18 protein-coding genes are annotated in these 15094 nt (G+C 66.7%); 6 read left to right on the top strand and 12 right to left on the bottom strand.

Annotation, left to right across the window (positions count from 1 at the left end; translation table 11 throughout):
• Positions 1–74: 74 nt before the first annotated feature.
• The gene (locus AC1RT8_RS18715) at positions 75–845 is read right to left on the bottom strand and encodes a sulfite exporter TauE/SafE family protein (protein WP_493077352.1); all 771 of its coding nucleotides are present in this window, start codon (positions 843–845) and stop codon (positions 75–77) included.
• 157 nt (positions 846–1002) lie between these two features.
• Between AC1RT8_RS18715 and epsC the strand changes: the two genes are divergently transcribed.
• Positions 1003–1695 carry a serine O-acetyltransferase EpsC gene (gene epsC / locus AC1RT8_RS18710; RefSeq protein ID WP_493077696.1) on the top strand — a complete coding sequence of 231 codons (693 nt, stop codon included), beginning with the start codon at positions 1003–1005 and terminating at the stop codon, positions 1693–1695.
• Between the two features lie 21 nt (positions 1696–1716).
• Complete coding sequence (locus AC1RT8_RS18705) at positions 1717–2058, top strand: DUF2794 domain-containing protein (RefSeq protein ID WP_493077350.1); 342 nt, start codon at positions 1717–1719, stop codon at positions 2056–2058.
• 105 nt (positions 2059–2163) lie between these two features.
• On the opposite strand, the gene AC1RT8_RS18700 is transcribed toward AC1RT8_RS18705, so the two are convergent.
• The 11 genes from AC1RT8_RS18700 to AC1RT8_RS18650 all read right to left on the bottom strand — a co-directional run bounded on the left by AC1RT8_RS18700 (position 2164) and on the right by AC1RT8_RS18650 (position 12390).
• Entirely contained in the window at positions 2164–2535 is a 372-nt protein-coding gene (locus tag AC1RT8_RS18700) for a hypothetical protein (RefSeq protein ID WP_493077349.1), read from the bottom strand.
• A gap of 159 nt (positions 2536–2694) precedes the next feature.
• The gene (locus AC1RT8_RS18695) at positions 2695–3726 is read right to left on the bottom strand and encodes a hypothetical protein (protein ID WP_493077347.1); all 1032 of its coding nucleotides are present in this window, start codon (positions 3724–3726) and stop codon (positions 2695–2697) included.
• Positions 3727–3794: 68 nt separating this feature from the next.
• Complete coding sequence (locus AC1RT8_RS18690) at positions 3795–4694, bottom strand: SDR family NAD(P)-dependent oxidoreductase (RefSeq protein ID WP_493077345.1); 900 nt, start codon at positions 4692–4694, stop codon at positions 3795–3797.
• Positions 4695–4794: 100 nt separating this feature from the next.
• Positions 4795–5085 carry a hypothetical protein gene (locus AC1RT8_RS18685; RefSeq protein WP_493077344.1) on the bottom strand — a complete coding sequence of 97 codons (291 nt, stop codon included), beginning with the start codon at positions 5083–5085 and terminating at the stop codon, positions 4795–4797.
• Positions 5086–5213: 128 nt separating this feature from the next.
• Positions 5214–5906: a phosphate regulon transcriptional regulator PhoB gene (gene phoB / locus AC1RT8_RS18680; protein ID WP_372852268.1), complete on the bottom strand. Its 693-nt coding sequence runs from the start codon at positions 5904–5906 to the stop codon at positions 5214–5216.
• 13 nt (positions 5907–5919) lie between these two features.
• Complete coding sequence (gene phoU / locus AC1RT8_RS18675) at positions 5920–6606, bottom strand: phosphate signaling complex protein PhoU (protein ID WP_493077342.1); 687 nt, start codon at positions 6604–6606, stop codon at positions 5920–5922.
• A gap of 17 nt (positions 6607–6623) precedes the next feature.
• The gene (gene pstB / locus AC1RT8_RS18670; protein ID WP_493077340.1) at positions 6624–7388 is read right to left on the bottom strand and encodes a phosphate ABC transporter ATP-binding protein PstB; all 765 of its coding nucleotides are present in this window, start codon (positions 7386–7388) and stop codon (positions 6624–6626) included.
• The gene (gene pstA / locus AC1RT8_RS18665) at positions 7388–8653 is read right to left on the bottom strand and encodes a phosphate ABC transporter permease PstA (protein WP_493077338.1); all 1266 of its coding nucleotides are present in this window, start codon (positions 8651–8653) and stop codon (positions 7388–7390) included. The genes pstB and pstA overlap by 1 nt, the downstream gene beginning before the upstream one ends.
• Positions 8650–10026 (bottom strand): phosphate ABC transporter permease subunit PstC, encoded by a 1377-nt coding sequence (gene pstC, locus AC1RT8_RS18660; protein WP_493077336.1) that lies wholly within the window; start codon positions 10024–10026, stop codon positions 8650–8652. The genes pstA and pstC overlap by 4 nt, the downstream gene beginning before the upstream one ends.
• Positions 10027–11076 (bottom strand): substrate-binding domain-containing protein, encoded by a 1050-nt coding sequence (locus tag AC1RT8_RS18655; protein WP_493077334.1) that lies wholly within the window; start codon positions 11074–11076, stop codon positions 10027–10029. It abuts the gene before it with no gap.
• A gap of 72 nt (positions 11077–11148) precedes the next feature.
• Positions 11149–12390 carry an ATP-binding protein gene (locus tag AC1RT8_RS18650; RefSeq protein WP_493077333.1) on the bottom strand — a complete coding sequence of 414 codons (1242 nt, stop codon included), beginning with the start codon at positions 12388–12390 and terminating at the stop codon, positions 11149–11151.
• A gap of 76 nt (positions 12391–12466) precedes the next feature.
• On the opposite strand from AC1RT8_RS18650, the gene AC1RT8_RS18645 reads away from it, so the two are divergent.
• The 4 genes from AC1RT8_RS18645 to AC1RT8_RS18630 are packed head-to-tail and all read left to right on the top strand — an operon-like array spanning position 12467 to position 15000.
• Entirely contained in the window at positions 12467–12868 is a 402-nt protein-coding gene (locus AC1RT8_RS18645; RefSeq protein ID WP_493077332.1) for a hypothetical protein, read from the top strand.
• A 4-nt stretch (positions 12869–12872) separates the two neighbouring features.
• Positions 12873–13148 (top strand): HPr-rel-A system PqqD family peptide chaperone, encoded by a 276-nt coding sequence (locus AC1RT8_RS18640; RefSeq protein ID WP_493077330.1) that lies wholly within the window; start codon positions 12873–12875, stop codon positions 13146–13148.
• Positions 13145–14005: an HprK-related kinase A gene (locus AC1RT8_RS18635; RefSeq protein WP_493077328.1), complete on the top strand. Its 861-nt coding sequence runs from the start codon at positions 13145–13147 to the stop codon at positions 14003–14005. Before AC1RT8_RS18640 ends, AC1RT8_RS18635 begins: the two co-directional genes overlap by 4 nt.
• Positions 13990–15000 carry a nucleotidyltransferase domain-containing protein gene (locus AC1RT8_RS18630; protein WP_493077327.1) on the top strand — a complete coding sequence of 337 codons (1011 nt, stop codon included), beginning with the start codon at positions 13990–13992 and terminating at the stop codon, positions 14998–15000. The genes AC1RT8_RS18635 and AC1RT8_RS18630 overlap by 16 nt, the downstream gene beginning before the upstream one ends.
• Positions 15001–15094: the final 94 nt, after the last annotated feature.

The following is a 15094-nucleotide window of genomic DNA, read 5'->3' as shown; positions in this document are numbered from 1 at the left end:
GCAAATGCTAACGCCGTTGGATGTCGGAAGCCCCCACCCCCTGCCCCTCCCCTGAAGGGGAGGGGTGCTAGGCCTTACTTCGTCAGCGCAGCCCAGATCGTATAAGCGCTGGTCACCGTCAGCAGCACGCCCACCATCGCCATCAGCAGCCGTGCCGGCACGCGCTTGGCCAGCAGCCCCCCGAACGGTGCCGCGATCAGCCCGCCGATCAGCAGGCCCACCGTCTGCAAGGTGAACGCCGCGAACCCCATGGTCGCGATGAAGGTCGCGGAGATGGTGGCGGTCAGGAAGAATTCCGACGTGTTGACCGTGCCGATCGTGCTGCGCGGACTCGCGCCCTGGACCAGCAGGTTGGACGTCACCACAGGCCCCCAGCCGCCGCCGCCTGCCGCATCGAGGAAACCGCCGACCAGCCCGAGCGGTTCGATGATCTTGGGCTCGCGTGGCTCGACCCGGCCGCGCCAGGCGCGATAGAGCAGATACAGCCCGATCGAAGCGAGATAAGCCATCACGAACGGCTTCGCGACCGCCGCATCCACGTTGCTCAGCACATAGGCGCCGAGCGCACCGCCGATCACGCCGGGGATGACGAGGCGGCGGAACAGCTTCCAGTTGACGTTCTTGTGGAAGATATGGCTCGCGCCCGACGCGGCGGTGGTGAAGGTCTCCACCGCGTGGACGCTGGCCGAGGCGAGCGCCGGGGAGACGCCGAGAAAGCTCACCAGCAGCGTGTTGTTGATCACACCAAAGGCCATGCCCAGCGCCCCGTCGACCATCTGCGCGGCAAAACCGACCGCGATATAGGGCAGCACGGTTTCAACGGTCGCGAGCGTTACGTCGAACATCTTGTTGAATTCTCCGCGGCCGATTTGCGCCGAATTCGCCGTTCCTGCGAAATCCTACAAGCAAGATAGGGTTTATGCCGCGAAAGTTAGCGACAGGCCGGTCCTTTAATTCGCCCGATTGAGCGCCTAGATGTGGGCGCAGCAAAGGGGACGCGAGATGATGGAGCGGATGTTCGCCTATCTCGATTCGATCAAGGCGCGCGATCCAGCGCCACGGTCTCGATTGGAAATTCTGACCTATCCGGGGGTCTGGGCGCTAGCATGGCACCGCGTCGCGCATCGTTTGTACGGCGCGCGATTCTATTTCCTCGCCCGGCTGGTGAATCACTTCTCGCGCGCCTTCACCGCGATCGATATCCATCCGGGCGCGAAGATCGGCCGCAACTTCTTCATCGACCATGGCTTCGTCGTGATCGGCGAGACGGCGGAGATCGGTGACAACGTCACCATCTATCAATGCGTCACGCTCGGCGGCACCAGCCCCGACAATGGCGTCGCGGGCAAGCGCCACCCGACCATCCTGGAGGGCGCTATCATCGGATCTGGTGCCCAGGTACTCGGGCCGATCACGGTCGGCCGCGGTTCGCGCATCGGCGCCAATGCGGTGGTGACGCGTGACGTGGCCGAGGGCGCGGTGATGGTCGGCATCCCCGCCCGCGCGACCATGGTCGAGGGCGGGCAGAAGCAGCCGGGCTTCCTCGCTTATGGCACGCCGTGCAGCGAGATGTTCGATCCGCAGACCCAGAAGCTCGAACTGCTCCGCTGTGAGCTGGAGACGATGCGCAAGCGGGTCGACGCGCTGCTCGCCGAGTCCGAGCCCAAGCGCAAGAACGTGCGTGATCGTGCCTGACGGCCTGGACGCCGAGGCCTGATGGGGACGGTAACCCCTTTTCCGCTGCCGCGGGGGCGCGCCAGCCAGGTCGGCTTCGAACGCCTCGAACTCACTCGTATCCTCGATCTTTACGGCCGGATGGTCGCGGCCGGCCATTGGCGCGACTATGCGATCGAGCTGGGCCGCGACGTGGCGATATTCGCCGCCTTCCGCCGCGCAACCGAACGGCCCGAATACCGCATCCAGAAGCACCCCGCCCTGCGCAGCCGCCAGGGCATGTGGTCATTGGTCAACGAGGCGGGGGTGGTGCTGAAACGCGGGCATGAACTCGTGCCCGTGCTGGCGCCGCTCGAACGGCGGTTGATGAAGCTCGTCGACTAGGACGGATCGGCATTCGGCGCCGGGTCGTCCCTTGATTCAACGTCTGTGCGGATGCTGGCAATGCGAGGTTCGGCGGTGCCCTTCTGGGTGTCGCCCCGTTCTTTCTCAACTCTGAACGATACCAGAGGCACCATATAGTTCGCCCTCGTCGCCCTGCACCCGCGCGCCGAAATGTTGAGCGATGGACCACATCCTTATCAGTATCTCCGTGTCCGGATTCTTGACGGTGATGGTGCCGCGATGATGATTGAACCAGACGCTGCCATGGGCGGAGGTGCCTCGGGAATGACCGTTCCAGGTGGCGAGTCCAGCGGATTCCATGCGCAGGATTTCGCCCTTCCCGACCGTCGTTTCGGCCACGCCGCTCAGTGTCATATCTGGCGCTGCGTGGACGAAGGCTACCCATTCTTCGGGCGTTATGTCGTCGCCCTCTTCGGACCAGTCCCCGCGTCTGGTGATGTGAACATCATAGCCCATCCAAATGTCCCCGATGCCGCTGGACGACGGGGGTAGCTGCTGGCCGGTGCGACATCCACTGGGGAATCCTGCGTCGCCTGCGTCGCCTGCGTCGTAAAAAAAGAAACCCCCGGCGGCCCATGGGCTGCCGGGGGCAGTTTGGCTTGGCGGGTTCTTGCGTCAGGCGGTGGCCATTGCTCCGACTGGCGGAAGCTTTTCACTCAGCCCGCCCAGCGTGCCGACGACCAGCCGGCGCATCGGGTGCCAGAAGGCCGAGAGCGTCAGCAGCGCGGAACCGATCACCAGCGCGGTGAAGGCCCAGGCCAGCTCGACCGCACCCGCCGTGTAGAACAGCGAGTACATCGCATAGAGCACATAGGCGAGGCTGGAGACGAGCAGCGCGCGGCGGTCCACCGCCAGCGCCACAAAGGCGAAGACGAGGTAGAGCGCAAGTACGATGCCCGCGATGTCGAGCGTGATGGTCTCGTTGAACACGCCGAGCATGTGGAATACCGGATGTGCGATCAGCGGCGCGGCGGCGAGATGGAGCCAGAAGGCGACGTCGGAGCGGCGCGTGCGGCGCTCCCGGTCCGACATGTCCCACCACATCGCCAGCGCGAACACCGCGAGGCCGCCGGCGAGAAGGATCGGATAGATCGCATCCTTCGCCGCCGGGATCGCGGCGAGCGTCAGCGCGACTGCGACCGCGACCAGCGATGCAGCGCCGGCCGCAACGGTGATCGGCACCATGAAGCGCTTCCAGTGCACCCAGGCCGCGCCGGCCGCGACCAGGCCGATGCCCGCGCCGATCACGGCGTTGGTGCGGTCGGAGAGGTCGGGGTCGATCTCGACCATCATGCCGACCAGGGTGGCCGCCACGCCGCCGACAAAGGCGATCAGCAGCAGGATGCTGGGCAGTGCCATGCGGCGCTGCCGGGTGAAATATTCCGCGAGCCCCCACGCGGCGATGGCGACGAGTGCGCCGGCGAGCGGCGTGAAGATCGACTCGCCGATCCAGGCGAGGGCGACGAGCACCAGCCCGACCGCGATGGCGACGAAGATGTCGTTGAATCCGCTGAGGAGCTTGAAATGCTCCTCGTCCACCGCCGGGGCCGAATGGCTCCTGGCGACATGGCTGCGCAGGGCCGCGGCGGCTTCGCGGGAGATGGCCCCCGCCGCCACCGCGTCGTCAAGATCGCTCTCGCTGTACATGGCATTCCTCCTGTTCGTTACGGGAAGAATATCATGAGTGTATTGCCATTGCAATACACTGGTACAGTTCAGCCGCCCTGGAGTTTCCGGAGGATCGACATCGCCTGTTCGCCGCCCGATTGCGGCGTCATCTCGCCGGTCCGGTCGACGATCTCGCTCCAGTGCGCGGCGATGCCTTCGGGGCTCAACTCGTCGCCGGTCAGCAGCTTGCCTTGGGTCAGCGTGATATAGGCGGCTTGGAACACGCCGGCGCCCGCGCCGACGATCATGTTGGTCGGCGCATCCTCGGACACGAGATAGAGCGCGGCGGGAACGACCTTTTCCGGCGCGAACGCCTGGAACGCCTCGGGCGGGAACAAGTCCTCGGTCATGCGCGTGCCTGCGGTCGGGGCGATCGTGTTGACCTTGATGTTGTTCTTGGCGCCCTCAAGATAGAGCGTCCTGGCGAAGCCGGCGAGGCCGAGCTTGGCTGCGCCGTAATTGGTCTGGCCGAAATTGCCGTAGAGGCCGGTCGAGGATGCGGTCATCAGGATGCGGCCGTAATTCTGCTCGCGCATCGTCTCCCACACCGCCTTGGTGACGTTGGCGGATCCGATCAGGTGGACGTCGACCACGAACCGGAAATCGGCCGGCTCCATCTTGGCGAAGCTCTTGTCGCGCAGCACGCCTGCATTGTTGATCAGGACGTGGACGCCGCCCCATTTCTCCTTCGTCTTCGCGACGAGCTCGACCATATGATCATATTCGGTGACGCTGCCGCCATCCGACATCGCCTCGCCGCCGGCCGCCTGGATCTCCGCGACGACCTTCAGCGCCGCGTCGGAATGGCCGGTGCCGTCGCGCGAGCCGCCCAGGTCGTTGACGACGACCTTCGCGCCGCGCTTCGCCAGCTCGAGCGCATAGGCGCGGCCCAAGCCACCGCCAGCGCCGGTGACGATCGCGACGCGGTCCTTGAAACTGATGGTCATGCGGGCGCTCCCAAAGATGATGGAGCGCTTCCTATTCTATCGCACCGCCAAGGCAAGAGTGGCAGAAAGGGCGGGCGCTCCCGGGCGCCCGCCTGTCACCTCAGCGTCCGCCGCGCTGCATGCACTTGTCGAACTGGCCGCGCTTGCAGATCGGGTATTTCGCGAGCGGCGGCGGCGGCGGGAAGGCCTGGTCCGGCGGGGGCGCCTGTACGAAGGTCGGCTTCACGCCCGGTTGCGGCGTGCCCGACAGTGCCGGCTGGCTGGGTTGATAGCCGCCGACCGGATCGGGCGTCGTCGCCGCATCGGTGGTGGCTGCCGTCTGCGGGGCGGGCGTCTCCTGCGCCACCGCCGGCATCGCGACCGCAAGAGCGGCCAAGAGCATGAGTTTCATCACTGTCTCCTGCATTATAGGCGCAGGCTGTCGCCGCGCCCGCCCCCAACGCGCGGGCGCGCGCATGGCTCCACTGTTTCGCAGGCGATTCGACAAGAAATCCCTCTCCCTTTTGGGAGGGAGATTGATCAGGCTCCTGAATCCAGCGCGTAGCCGGCGGAACGCACTGTCCGGATGATATCCGGCCGGTTCGTCCCGTTGATCGCCTTGCGCAGGCGTCGGATATGCACGTCGACGGTGCGCGATTCGATGTCGGAATCATGCCCCCACACCGCATCGAGCAGCCGCTCGCGCGAGAAGACCCAGCCCGGATGCTCGAGGAAATGCTTGAGCAGGCGGAACTCGGTCGGGCCAAGCGGCACGACTTCGCCCGCACGGCGGACCTTGTGGCCGACCGTGTCCATCTCGACATCGCCGTAGGTGAGCTGCTCGCCCGCCAGCGCCGGCCGCACGCGGCGCAGCACTGCGCCGACCCGTGCCACCAGCTCGCGCGGCGAGAAGGGCTTGGTCACATAATCGTCGGCGCCGGTCTCCAGCCCGCGCACGCGATCTTCTTCCTCGCCGCGCGCGGTGAGCATGATGATCGGCACGTTTGCCGTCTCGGGCATGCGGCGCAGGCGGCGGCACACCTCGATGCCGGACAGCCCTTCGACCATCCAGTCGAGCAGCACGATATCGGGGGTCTGCTCCTTGGCGAGCAGCAGGGCTTCCTCGCCGTCCGGGGTCTGCTTGACCTCGAAATCCTCGCGCTTGAAATGATAGATCAGGAGTTCGGCAAGCGCCGCATCATCCTCTACCAGCAGCATTTTCGCTCGGGCCATCGGTCTTGCTCCTTCAGATCGTTTCGATCGTCGCGCGGTCACGCTCGGCCATGTGCGTGCCCGTTGCGGCATAATATACCATTTCGGCAACATTGGTCGCGTGGTCGCCAACGCGTTCCAGGTTCTTGGCAATGAACAGCAGGTGGGCGACCTGGCCGATCGTCTTCGGGTTCTCCATCATGTGCGTCACGAGGACCCGGAAGAGGCTGTTGTAGAAATCGTCGACTGCCTTGTCGCGCTCGCACACCGAGACTGCGGCTTCCGCGTCGCGTGCGGCAAAGGCGTCGAGCACGTCGTGCACCAGCGCGGCGGCGAGCGTTGCCATCGCGGGCAGCACCGACAGCGGTTCGATGTCGCCATGGCTGTCGATCAGCGGCACGCGCTTGGCGATATTCTTGGCATAATCGCCGATCCGCTCGACCACGCCGGCGATCTTCAGCGCGGCGACCACCTCGCGCAGGTCGACCGCCATCGGTGCGCGCAACGCGATGATGCGCACGGCAAGCTGCTCGACCTGCATTTCCAGAGCGTCGATCTTCTTGTCCTCGGCGACGATCTGCGCGGCCGCTTCCAGGTCGTGGCGCTGCAGTGCCTCGATCGCGGCACGGATCGCCTGTTCGGCCAGCCCGCCCATCTCCGCGATCAGGCCGCGGAGCTGCCCGATATCGTCGTCGAAAGCCTTTACCGTATGTTCGCTCACTACCTCTGTCCCGTCGCTCAGCCGTACCGGCCGGTGATATAGTCCCTCGTGCGCTCCTCGCGCGGGTTCGTGAAGATGTCCGAGGTCGCGCCGTACTCGATCAGCGTACCCAGGTGGAAAAACGCCGTGCGCTGAGACACGCGTGCCGCCTGCTGCATGTTGTGCGTGACGATCACGATCGCGTAGCGACCCTTCAATTCGTGGATCAGCTCCTCGATCTTGGCGGTCGCGATCGGGTCGAGCGCCGAACAGGGCTCGTCCATCAGGATCACTTCGGGGTCGACCGCGATCGCGCGGGCGATGCACAGCCGCTGCTGCTGGCCGCCCGACAAGGCCGTGCCGCTGTCCTGCAGCCGGTCCTTCACTTCCTCCCACAGGCCCGCGCGCTTCAGCGACTGCTCGACGATGCCGGAGAGCTGGCTCTTGCTTGAGGCGAGGCCGTGGATGCGCGGGCCGTACGCGACGTTCTCGAAGATCGACTTGGGGAAGGGGTTCGGCTTCTGGAACACCATGCCGACCCGCGCGCGGAGCTGCACCACGTCCATCTCGGGGGCGTAGATGTCCTCGCCGTCGAGCCGGATATCGCCCGTCACCTTGGCGCTGGCGACGGTGTCGTTCATCCGGTTGAGGGTGCGCAGGAAGGTCGACTTGCCGCAGCCCGACGGGCCGATGAACGCGGTGACGAGATCCTGGTCGATGTCGATCGACACGTCGTTGATCGCCTGCTTCTTGCCGTAGAAGACGTTGACGTTGTTGGCCGTCATCTTGAGGTGTTGGGTCATTACCAGCGGGTCTCGAATTTATTGCGGAGGTAGATCGCGACGCCGTTCATCGCGAGCAGGAAGACGAGCAGCACGATGATCGCCGCGCTGGTCTTCTCGACAAAGCCGCGATTGACCTGATCGGACCAGAGGAAGATCTGCACCGGCAGTACCGTCGCCGGATCGGTCAGGCGTTCGGGCGGGGAGGCGATGAACGCGCGCATGCCGATCATCAGCAGCGGCGCCGTCTCGCCCAGCGCGCGCGCCATGCCGATGATCGTGCCGGTCAGGATGCCGGGCAAGGCGAGCGGCAGGACATGGTGGAACACAACCTGCACCGGCGAGGCACCGACGGCGAGCGCCGCGTCGCGGATCGAAGGTGGCACGCTCTTGATCGCGTTGCGCCCGGCGATGACGATCACCGGCATGGTCATCAGCGCAAGCGTGAGCCCGCCGACGATCGCCGCCGAGCGCGGCAGATGGAAGGTGTTGAGGAACACCGCGAGGCCAAGCAGGCCGAAGATGATCGAGGGCACCGCCGCCAGGTTGTTGATCGATACCTCGATCAGGTCGGTCCAACGGTTCTGCGGCGCATATTCCTCGAGATAGAGCGCGGAAAGCACGCCGATCGGAAAGGCGAGCAGCAGGGTGACGATCATGGTGTAGATCGATCCCTTCAGCGCGCCCCAGATGCCGACCATGGTCGGGTCGGTCGAATCCGCTTCCTGCAGGAAGGACAGGTTGAAGCCGGTGGTCAGCACGCCGGCCGCCTTCAGCCTCGCCACTTGCGCCTCGGCCTCGGGCGATCCTTCGCCCTTGGCGGCGATGTCGATCGAGTCCGATGCGGGCACCGCGATCGTCGCGCGGCCGCGCAGCAGCGCCGGATCGGCTTTCACCGCGCTGCGCACGCTCAGCCATGCGCCATCGGAGATCAGCCGGTCGCCGCCCTTGCCGAAGGCGGCGATCGCGGCGCCGTCGGTCGCGCCCTGGATGCCGGCGCCGGCCAGCGCCAGGTCGGCGCCCGGTCCCGCCAGCCGCGATGCGTCGAGCGTCAGCCCGGCCCTGGGGAAGTCGACCGGCAGCTTGATCTCGGTCCGGCTGAAGCCGCCGATGCCGTTCGCCAGCATCGTGGCGAGGAGGAAGACGAGGAAGCCGGCCGACATCAGCACGGCCGCCAGCCCGAGCAGCTTGAAGCGGCGCTCGGCGCGATAGCGGCGACGGATGCGGCGCTGCATCGCGTCGGCGCGCCAGTCGGTCGGCGTCTTTTCGGGCACGACGTTACTCATTCATACGCCTCCCGGTACCGTTTCACGACCGTCAGTGCGATGATGTTGAGCAGCAGCGTCACGACGAACAGCGTCAGACCCAGCGCAAAGGCGGCGAGTGTCTTCGGGCTGTCGAACTCGGCCTCGCCGGTGAGCAGGTCGACGATCTGCTTGGTGACGGTGGTCGCGCTGGCAAAGGGGTTGAGCGTCATGGTCGCGACGCCGGAGGCGGCCATCACCACGATCATCGTCTCGCCGATCGCGCGGCTGACCGCGAGCAGGACGCCGCCGACCACGCCGGGCAAAGCCGCGGGCAGCAGCACGCGCCGGATCGTCTCGGACGAGGTCGCGCCCATGGCGAGGCTGCCGTCGCGCATCGAGGAGGGCACCGCGGCGATCGAATCGTCGGCCATCGAAGAGACGAAGGGGATGATCATCACCCCCATCACCAGCCCGGCAGCCAGCGCGCTTTCGGACGAGGCCCAGGTCACGCCCAGCGAGACCGCGAGATCGCGCACCGCGGGCGCGACGGTCAGCGCGGCGAAATAGCCATAAACGACGGTCGGCACGCCCGCGAGCACCTCGAGGATCGGCTTCATCCAGGCCCGCACCCGGGGCGCGGCATACTGAGTCAAATAAATCGCGCTCATCAGCCCGAACGGGATCGCGACGATCATCGCGATCACTGCGCCGATAAAGAAGGTGCCCCAGAACAACGGCACCGCGCCGAGCGCCGAACCGGGATCGTTGGCCGGGATGACCTGCGGGCTCCAATGCGTGCCGAACAGGAAATCGCCGATCGGCACCATGCGGAAGAAGCGCGCGGATTCGAACAGCAGCGAGGCGACGATGCCGAGCGTCGTCAGGATCGCGATCAGCGATGCCGCGAGCAGCAGCACCATCACCACGCGCTCGATCTGGGTCCGCGCGCGGAAAGCGGGGCGGACCCGCGTAAACGCCCAGGCGCCGGTGGCGAAAGCGAGCAGCAGGGCCGCCGCGCTGCCGATCCAATCATAGCGCTTCTGCGCCGAGGCATAGGCCGGTGCGAGCGTTTGCGAGAGCGGGTTGAACGTGCCGAAGCTCCGTCCGGCGGCGAGGTTGCGCGCCTCGGACAGCACCGACGCGCGTTCGAACTTGTTGGCCGGCAATTGCGCCGCGGCGGGCGCCTCGAGCACGGCATCCGTGACGAGCGCAGGCGACACCGACGACCAGATCGCCAGGAACAGAGCAGCCGGCAGCACCGTCCACATCGCGACATAGGTGCCGTGATGCGAGGGCAGCGAGCTGAACCGCGCGCTGCTGTCGCGACGGAAGCTGACGGCGCGGACGCGCGCGGTCAGCCAGCCGATCAGCCCGAGCCCGGCAATCAGGAACAGAAGGGCGAGCGCCGACATCTAGTGAAGCTTGCCCGGGTCGAGCAGGGTCTCGTTCTTGATGATCGACGCCGATTGCTTGCGCACCTCGGGCGGGGAGGCGATGAGCCCGCGCTTCACCAGCGGTCCGCTTGGATCCCACAGCTTCGAATATTCGACGAGGAAGCGGCGCAGGCCGGGGATCGCATTCAGATGCGCCTTCTTCACGTAGAGGAACAGCGGGCGCGACCCGGGATAGCGGTCCTGCGCGATCGTCTCATAGGTCGGCTCGACGCCATTCAGCGGCACGCCGTTCACCTCGTCGCGATTCTCCTCGAGGTAGGAATAGCCGAAGATGCCGATCGCGGTCGGATTGGACTGCAGCTTCTGGACGATCAGATTGTCGTTCTCGCCCGCATCGATATAGGCGCCGTCCTCGCGCACCCGGCTGCAGATCTTCGCGTAGCCGTCCTTGTCGGTATCCTTCAGCGCCTTCATCTCCGGCATTGCCGTCTCGCAGCCCTTGTTGAGGATCAGCTCGGTCAGTGCATCGCGCGTGCCGCTGGTCGCGGGCGGGCCATAGATCTGGATAGGAGTCGCAGGCAGCGCCGGGTTCACGTCGTGCCAGGTGTGTGCGCTGTTCTTCTTGCCCATCGGGCTTGCCGCCATCGCCTTGAACAGGTCGACGGGGGTCAGCTGGAATTTCGGCCCGTTATTCGCCTCGGCAAAGGCGATGCCGTCCATGCCGACCTGGATCTCCAGGATATCGCCGGCGCCGTTGGCCTTGCAGCTGGCATATTCGGATGCCTTCATCCGGCGCGACGCCGCCTCGATATCGGGATGCGCCGCGCCGATGCCGGCGCAGAACAGCTTCATGCCGGCGCCCGTGCCGGTCGATTCGATCACCGGCGTGCGCGCGTCGGGGCTTGAGTTGATGAACTGCTCGGCGACCAGGGTGGTGAAGGGATAGACGGTCGAGGAGCCAACCGCCTTGATCTGGTCGCGCGATCCTGCGCCACCGCCGTTCGCCTGGTCCTCGCACGCCGAAAGGGCGAGCGCTGAGAAAGCGAGAATCAGGGCGATTCGGGTCACTGGGCGGTTCCTCGGGGAGCAATTCCTGAGTCGCGCTAGCAGCACGATCAACGCGCCTGTGTGACAGTTGCGTTACCGTTTGATGACAGTGGTTCCGTGAGCCGGCAACAGGACGGTGACAATGGTGCCCTTGCCGACGGTGCTGGCGATGTCGAGGCGCCCGCGATGCCGCTCGACGATATGCTTGACGATCGCGAGGCCAAGGCCGGTGCCGCCCGCCGCGCGACTGCGCCCGGCATCGACCCGGTAGAATCGCTCGGTCAACCGGGGGATATGCTCGGGGGCGATGCCGTCGCCTTCGTCGGCCACGCTGATCCGCACCATACCCGTCTGGTCCCGCCACAGCCTGACCGCGACCGGCGCGCCCGGCCGGCCATATTTGATCGCATTGCCGATGAGATTGTGGAGGATCTGGCTGAGCTGCGCGCGGTCGCCCGCGACGGGTGGGATATCGGCACCGATATCCGCCACGATCTCGTTGCCGCGTGCGTCGCGTGCATCGAGCAACTCGGTCCGCACCTCGTCGATCAGATTGACCAGGTCGACCGCGCTGTCGGGCAGCCGGTATTTCTCCGCCTCGATCCTGCTGAGCGAGATCAGATCCTCGACCAGCCGCTGCATGCGCCGCGATTCGTCGAACATGATCTTGAGGAAGCGGCTGCGCACGGCCTTGTCGGCGCCGGCTTCTTCCTCCAGCGTCTCGATATAGCCGAGGATCGAGGCGAGCGGCGTGCGCAGCTCGTGGCTGGCATTGGCGACGAAATCGACGCGCATGCGCTCGGCGGCATAATTGCCGGTCTGGTCGATCAGATGGACGATGCGCTGGCCGCCAGCGGCGCGGCCGACATGCATCTGCCAGCGCTGGTCGAGCGTGCCGAGCCCGACCAGGTCGATCGGCCCCTGCGGCACGCCGCCCGCCGGGCTGGCGAGCCGTTCGGCGGCGGCGGGGTGGCGGATCGCGAGCCGCACATCCTCGCCGACGATGTGGCCGCCGAGCAGCGCGCGCGCCGCCGCATTGGCGTGAGTCACGCGGCCGTGATCGACGATCAGCACCGGCTCGACGATCGCCTCGATCACCTCGGTGATCTCGGGCACCGCGGGTTCCGTTACATCCGCCTTCGGGTCGATGGCCGCTGCACTGTCATCGCCAGCGCCCGCCGCGAGCAGGGCGGCGGCGGTCCCGCCAACCAGGGTGATGAGGGTCGCCGGCACGTCGGACGAGATCAGCAGCACCGCGACCGCCGCGACGATGGCGATGACGATGGCGGTAAACGTGCGGTGGCCGAACCCGAGCATTACGGCCGCTCTAGCCATTCATCCTTAACCGGGCCAGCCTTGCTTGCCAGTCATTTGCGAATGTGAAAGGGCTAAGAAGGTAAAGGGTCCGATCATGAAAGAAGATAGTCAGGACATTGTGCCGCAGGACGGCGTGAACCGCCGCCGCGCCCTGATGCTCGGCGCGGTGGGCGCGACCGCGATCGTCTCGATCCGCCCGGCGCTTGCCCAGACCGCGGCGTCCGTCATCACCTGCGAGATTCCGGTGCCCGATCCCGCCCGGGCCGGCAGCTATATCGCAGCCGACGGCTCGCTGGTGCCGAGCGGCACCGTCGGGGCATTCGCGCCTGCCGCCAAGCCGTTCAAGGGGCAGGATGTGAAGACCGCGCTCGGCGGCGGCCAGCTGCCGGGCACGACCTACGACCAGAACCGCGCCTATACCAATTACATCCGCCGCCTGCAGTCGGGAACGAGCGGCTTCACCTGCTTCGCCTCGTTGCAGATGCCCCGCGGCTGAGTCTTTGCCTGATATCCTGTACCGGATGGCCCGGGCCGAGAGCCTGAGGATCGTCCATCTCGACAGCTTCACCGCCGTCTATCACCGCAGCTCCGGCATCACGCATCTGATCACCGCGCCCGCGCCGGAGATCCTGGCGACGCTGGGCGAGGCCGGCATGAGCTTCACCGCGCTGACCGAACGGCTCGCGATCGACTATGATCTCGGCGACCTCGAGGCGGGCGCGCTTGCCGCGCGGCTCGACGAGCTCGTCGCGGCCGGGCTGGTGTCGGCGGCATGAAGCATGTCTTCTCCGTCAGGATCGGACCCATTGGCTTCCGCATCGGCTCCGACTGGCGCGCGCCGATCGCGCAGATGGAAAGCCTCTATGCGGACTATCCCGGCCCGCATGACGGCGTGCCCGACTTCAACGTCCGTCTGTTCGCGGCGCGGCCGTGGCGGCGCGTCGTCCGGCCATCAGTGATGATCGGCGGCGATTTCGTGCTGCCCGAGGCCGCGCCGCTGCCGCTCGCCCAGGGGCTGCTTGCCGCCGAGATGGGGATGAACCTGCAGATGGCGCTGGGCCAGCGCCGTTACCTGCTGCTGCACGCCTCGGTCGTCGAGCGCGACGGGCGGGCCTTGGTGATGACCGGCATTTCGGGCGCGGGGAAGTCGACCTTGGCCGCGCTACTGGGCAATCGCGGCTGGCGGCTGATGGGCGACGAGTTCGCGCTGCTCGATCCCGAGACCGGGTTGATCCACGCCTTTCCCCGGCTGATCAGCCTGAAGAACGCGGCGATCGGCGTAGCCGAGGCGGCAGTGCCCGATGGCATCTTCGGCCCGCTGCTTCCCGCCACTCCCAAGGGCGACATCCGCCATCTCGTCCCGAACGCGGCCGCTATCGCGGGCATGGATCGTACCGCCGATCCGGCGCTGATCCTGTTCCCGCGCTTCGGCTTCGAAGCGGCTGAGCGCCCTGTCGCGCCGAGCGAAGTGTTCGTCCGGCTGACCCAGGCATCGACCAATTATGTCGCGATGGGCGAACGCGGCTTCGACGCGCTGACCCGTCTCGTCACGACCGTGCCGGCCCGGGCGATCGACTATCCCGATACCGCCAGCGCCCTGGCGCAAGTCGAGGCGCTATGGAGGGACCTGTGAGCGACGGCTGGCTCCTCGCCCGCGCGCTGCGCTCGCCCGACAGCACCCTGACGCTTGATGCGGAGGGCTGGACCGCCCTGATCGCGACCGCGCGCGCCGAGCAGATGATTGGCACCCTCGCACACCGGCTGGACGGCTTGCGCGTGCCGCAGACGGTCGCCCGTCTGCTCGCCGATGCCCGTGCCTCTGCCGCGCAGGGCCGTGTCGCCGCCCTGTGGGAGGCGGAGGCCGCGCGACGTGCGATGGCGCCGATCGGCGTGCCGGTGGTGCTGCTCAAGGGAACTGCCTTTGTCGCGGCCGATCTTAAGGCGGGGCAGGGGCGGTCGATCGGCGATCTCGACATCCTCGTGCCGCGCGAGCGGATCGATGCGGTCGAGGCCGCGCTGCTTGGCGCGGGCTGGGAATGGGTCAAGCCCGATCCCTATGACGACGCCTATTATCGCCGCTGGATGCACGAGCTGCCGCCGCTGATCCACCGCGAGCGCGATCGGATGATCGACGTGCACCACACCATCCTGCCGCTCACCGCCCGTATCACGCCCGACGCGGCGGGCCTGCTGGCATGGAGCGTGGAGGTCGAACCGGGCGTACGAACGCTCTTGCCCAATGACATGTTGGTCCACGCAGCGGCGCATCTGTTCGCTGACGGCGATCTGGCGGGTGGCATGCGCAACCTGTGGGATGTGCACTGCCTCGTCGATCAGTTCGGCACGAACGGGCTTGCCGAACGCGCGACGCATCACGGCCTTGGCCGCGAAGTCGCCCGCGCGTTGCGCTTGGCGGCGGCGTTCTATGGCGAGGGTGCCAGGCTCAACCCGGCCGACCATCTCTACCTCCGCCGCCTGACCGCCCGCGACGGCTGGGGCAGGGCGACGCGCCCCTTCACGCGTCTGGGCTTCTATGTCCGCTCGCATTGGCTGCGCATGCCGCCGGCGATGCTGGCGAAGCACCTGTGGACCAAATGGCGCGGCGGGCATCGGGGCGGGGGCGTCTAGAGCGCAGCTCAAGAAGCGGACGACCGGCCGGAAGCGATGACATTGCCGCCGTTCCAGTTCGAGATCGAGCGGCTTGGTACCTGTCTCTCCTTCG

This window comes from Sphingomonas sp. GW821-FHT10F11 (assembly GCF_058809095.1).
This window is presented reverse-complemented; position numbering and strand designations above follow the sequence as displayed.

Coding starts and splice junctions, on each gene's coding strand:
- AC1RT8_RS18705 (WP_493077350.1), top strand. CDS start 1,717: ATGGGGACGGTAACCCCTTTTCCGCTGCCGCGGGGGCGCGCCAGCCAG.
- pstA (WP_493077338.1), bottom strand. CDS start 8,653: ATGAGTAACGTCGTGCCCGAAAAGACGCCGACCGACTGGCGCGCCGAC.
- AC1RT8_RS18635 (WP_493077328.1), top strand. CDS start 13,145: ATGAAGCATGTCTTCTCCGTCAGGATCGGACCCATTGGCTTCCGCATC.
- AC1RT8_RS18645 (WP_493077332.1), top strand. CDS start 12,467: ATGAAAGAAGATAGTCAGGACATTGTGCCGCAGGACGGCGTGAACCGC.
- AC1RT8_RS18715 (WP_493077352.1), bottom strand. CDS start 845: ATGTTCGACGTAACGCTCGCGACCGTTGAAACCGTGCTGCCCTATATC.
- AC1RT8_RS18685 (WP_493077344.1), bottom strand. CDS start 5,085: ATGAAACTCATGCTCTTGGCCGCTCTTGCGGTCGCGATGCCGGCGGTG.
- pstB (WP_493077340.1), bottom strand. CDS start 7,388: ATGACCCAACACCTCAAGATGACGGCCAACAACGTCAACGTCTTCTAC.
- AC1RT8_RS18690 (WP_493077345.1), bottom strand. CDS start 4,694: ATGACCATCAGTTTCAAGGACCGCGTCGCGATCGTCACCGGCGCTGGC.
- AC1RT8_RS18700 (WP_493077349.1), bottom strand. CDS start 2,535: ATGGGCTATGATGTTCACATCACCAGACGCGGGGACTGGTCCGAAGAG.
- AC1RT8_RS18630 (WP_493077327.1), top strand. CDS start 13,990: ATGGAGGGACCTGTGAGCGACGGCTGGCTCCTCGCCCGCGCGCTGCGC.
- pstC (WP_493077336.1), bottom strand. CDS start 10,026: ATGTCGGCGCTCGCCCTTCTGTTCCTGATTGCCGGGCTCGGGCTGATC.
- AC1RT8_RS18650 (WP_493077333.1), bottom strand. CDS start 12,390: ATGGCTAGAGCGGCCGTAATGCTCGGGTTCGGCCACCGCACGTTTACC.
- phoB (WP_372852268.1), bottom strand. CDS start 5,906: ATGGCCCGAGCGAAAATGCTGCTGGTAGAGGATGATGCGGCGCTTGCC.
- AC1RT8_RS18695 (WP_493077347.1), bottom strand. CDS start 3,726: ATGTACAGCGAGAGCGATCTTGACGACGCGGTGGCGGCGGGGGCCATC.
- epsC (WP_493077696.1), top strand. CDS start 1,003: ATGATGGAGCGGATGTTCGCCTATCTCGATTCGATCAAGGCGCGCGAT.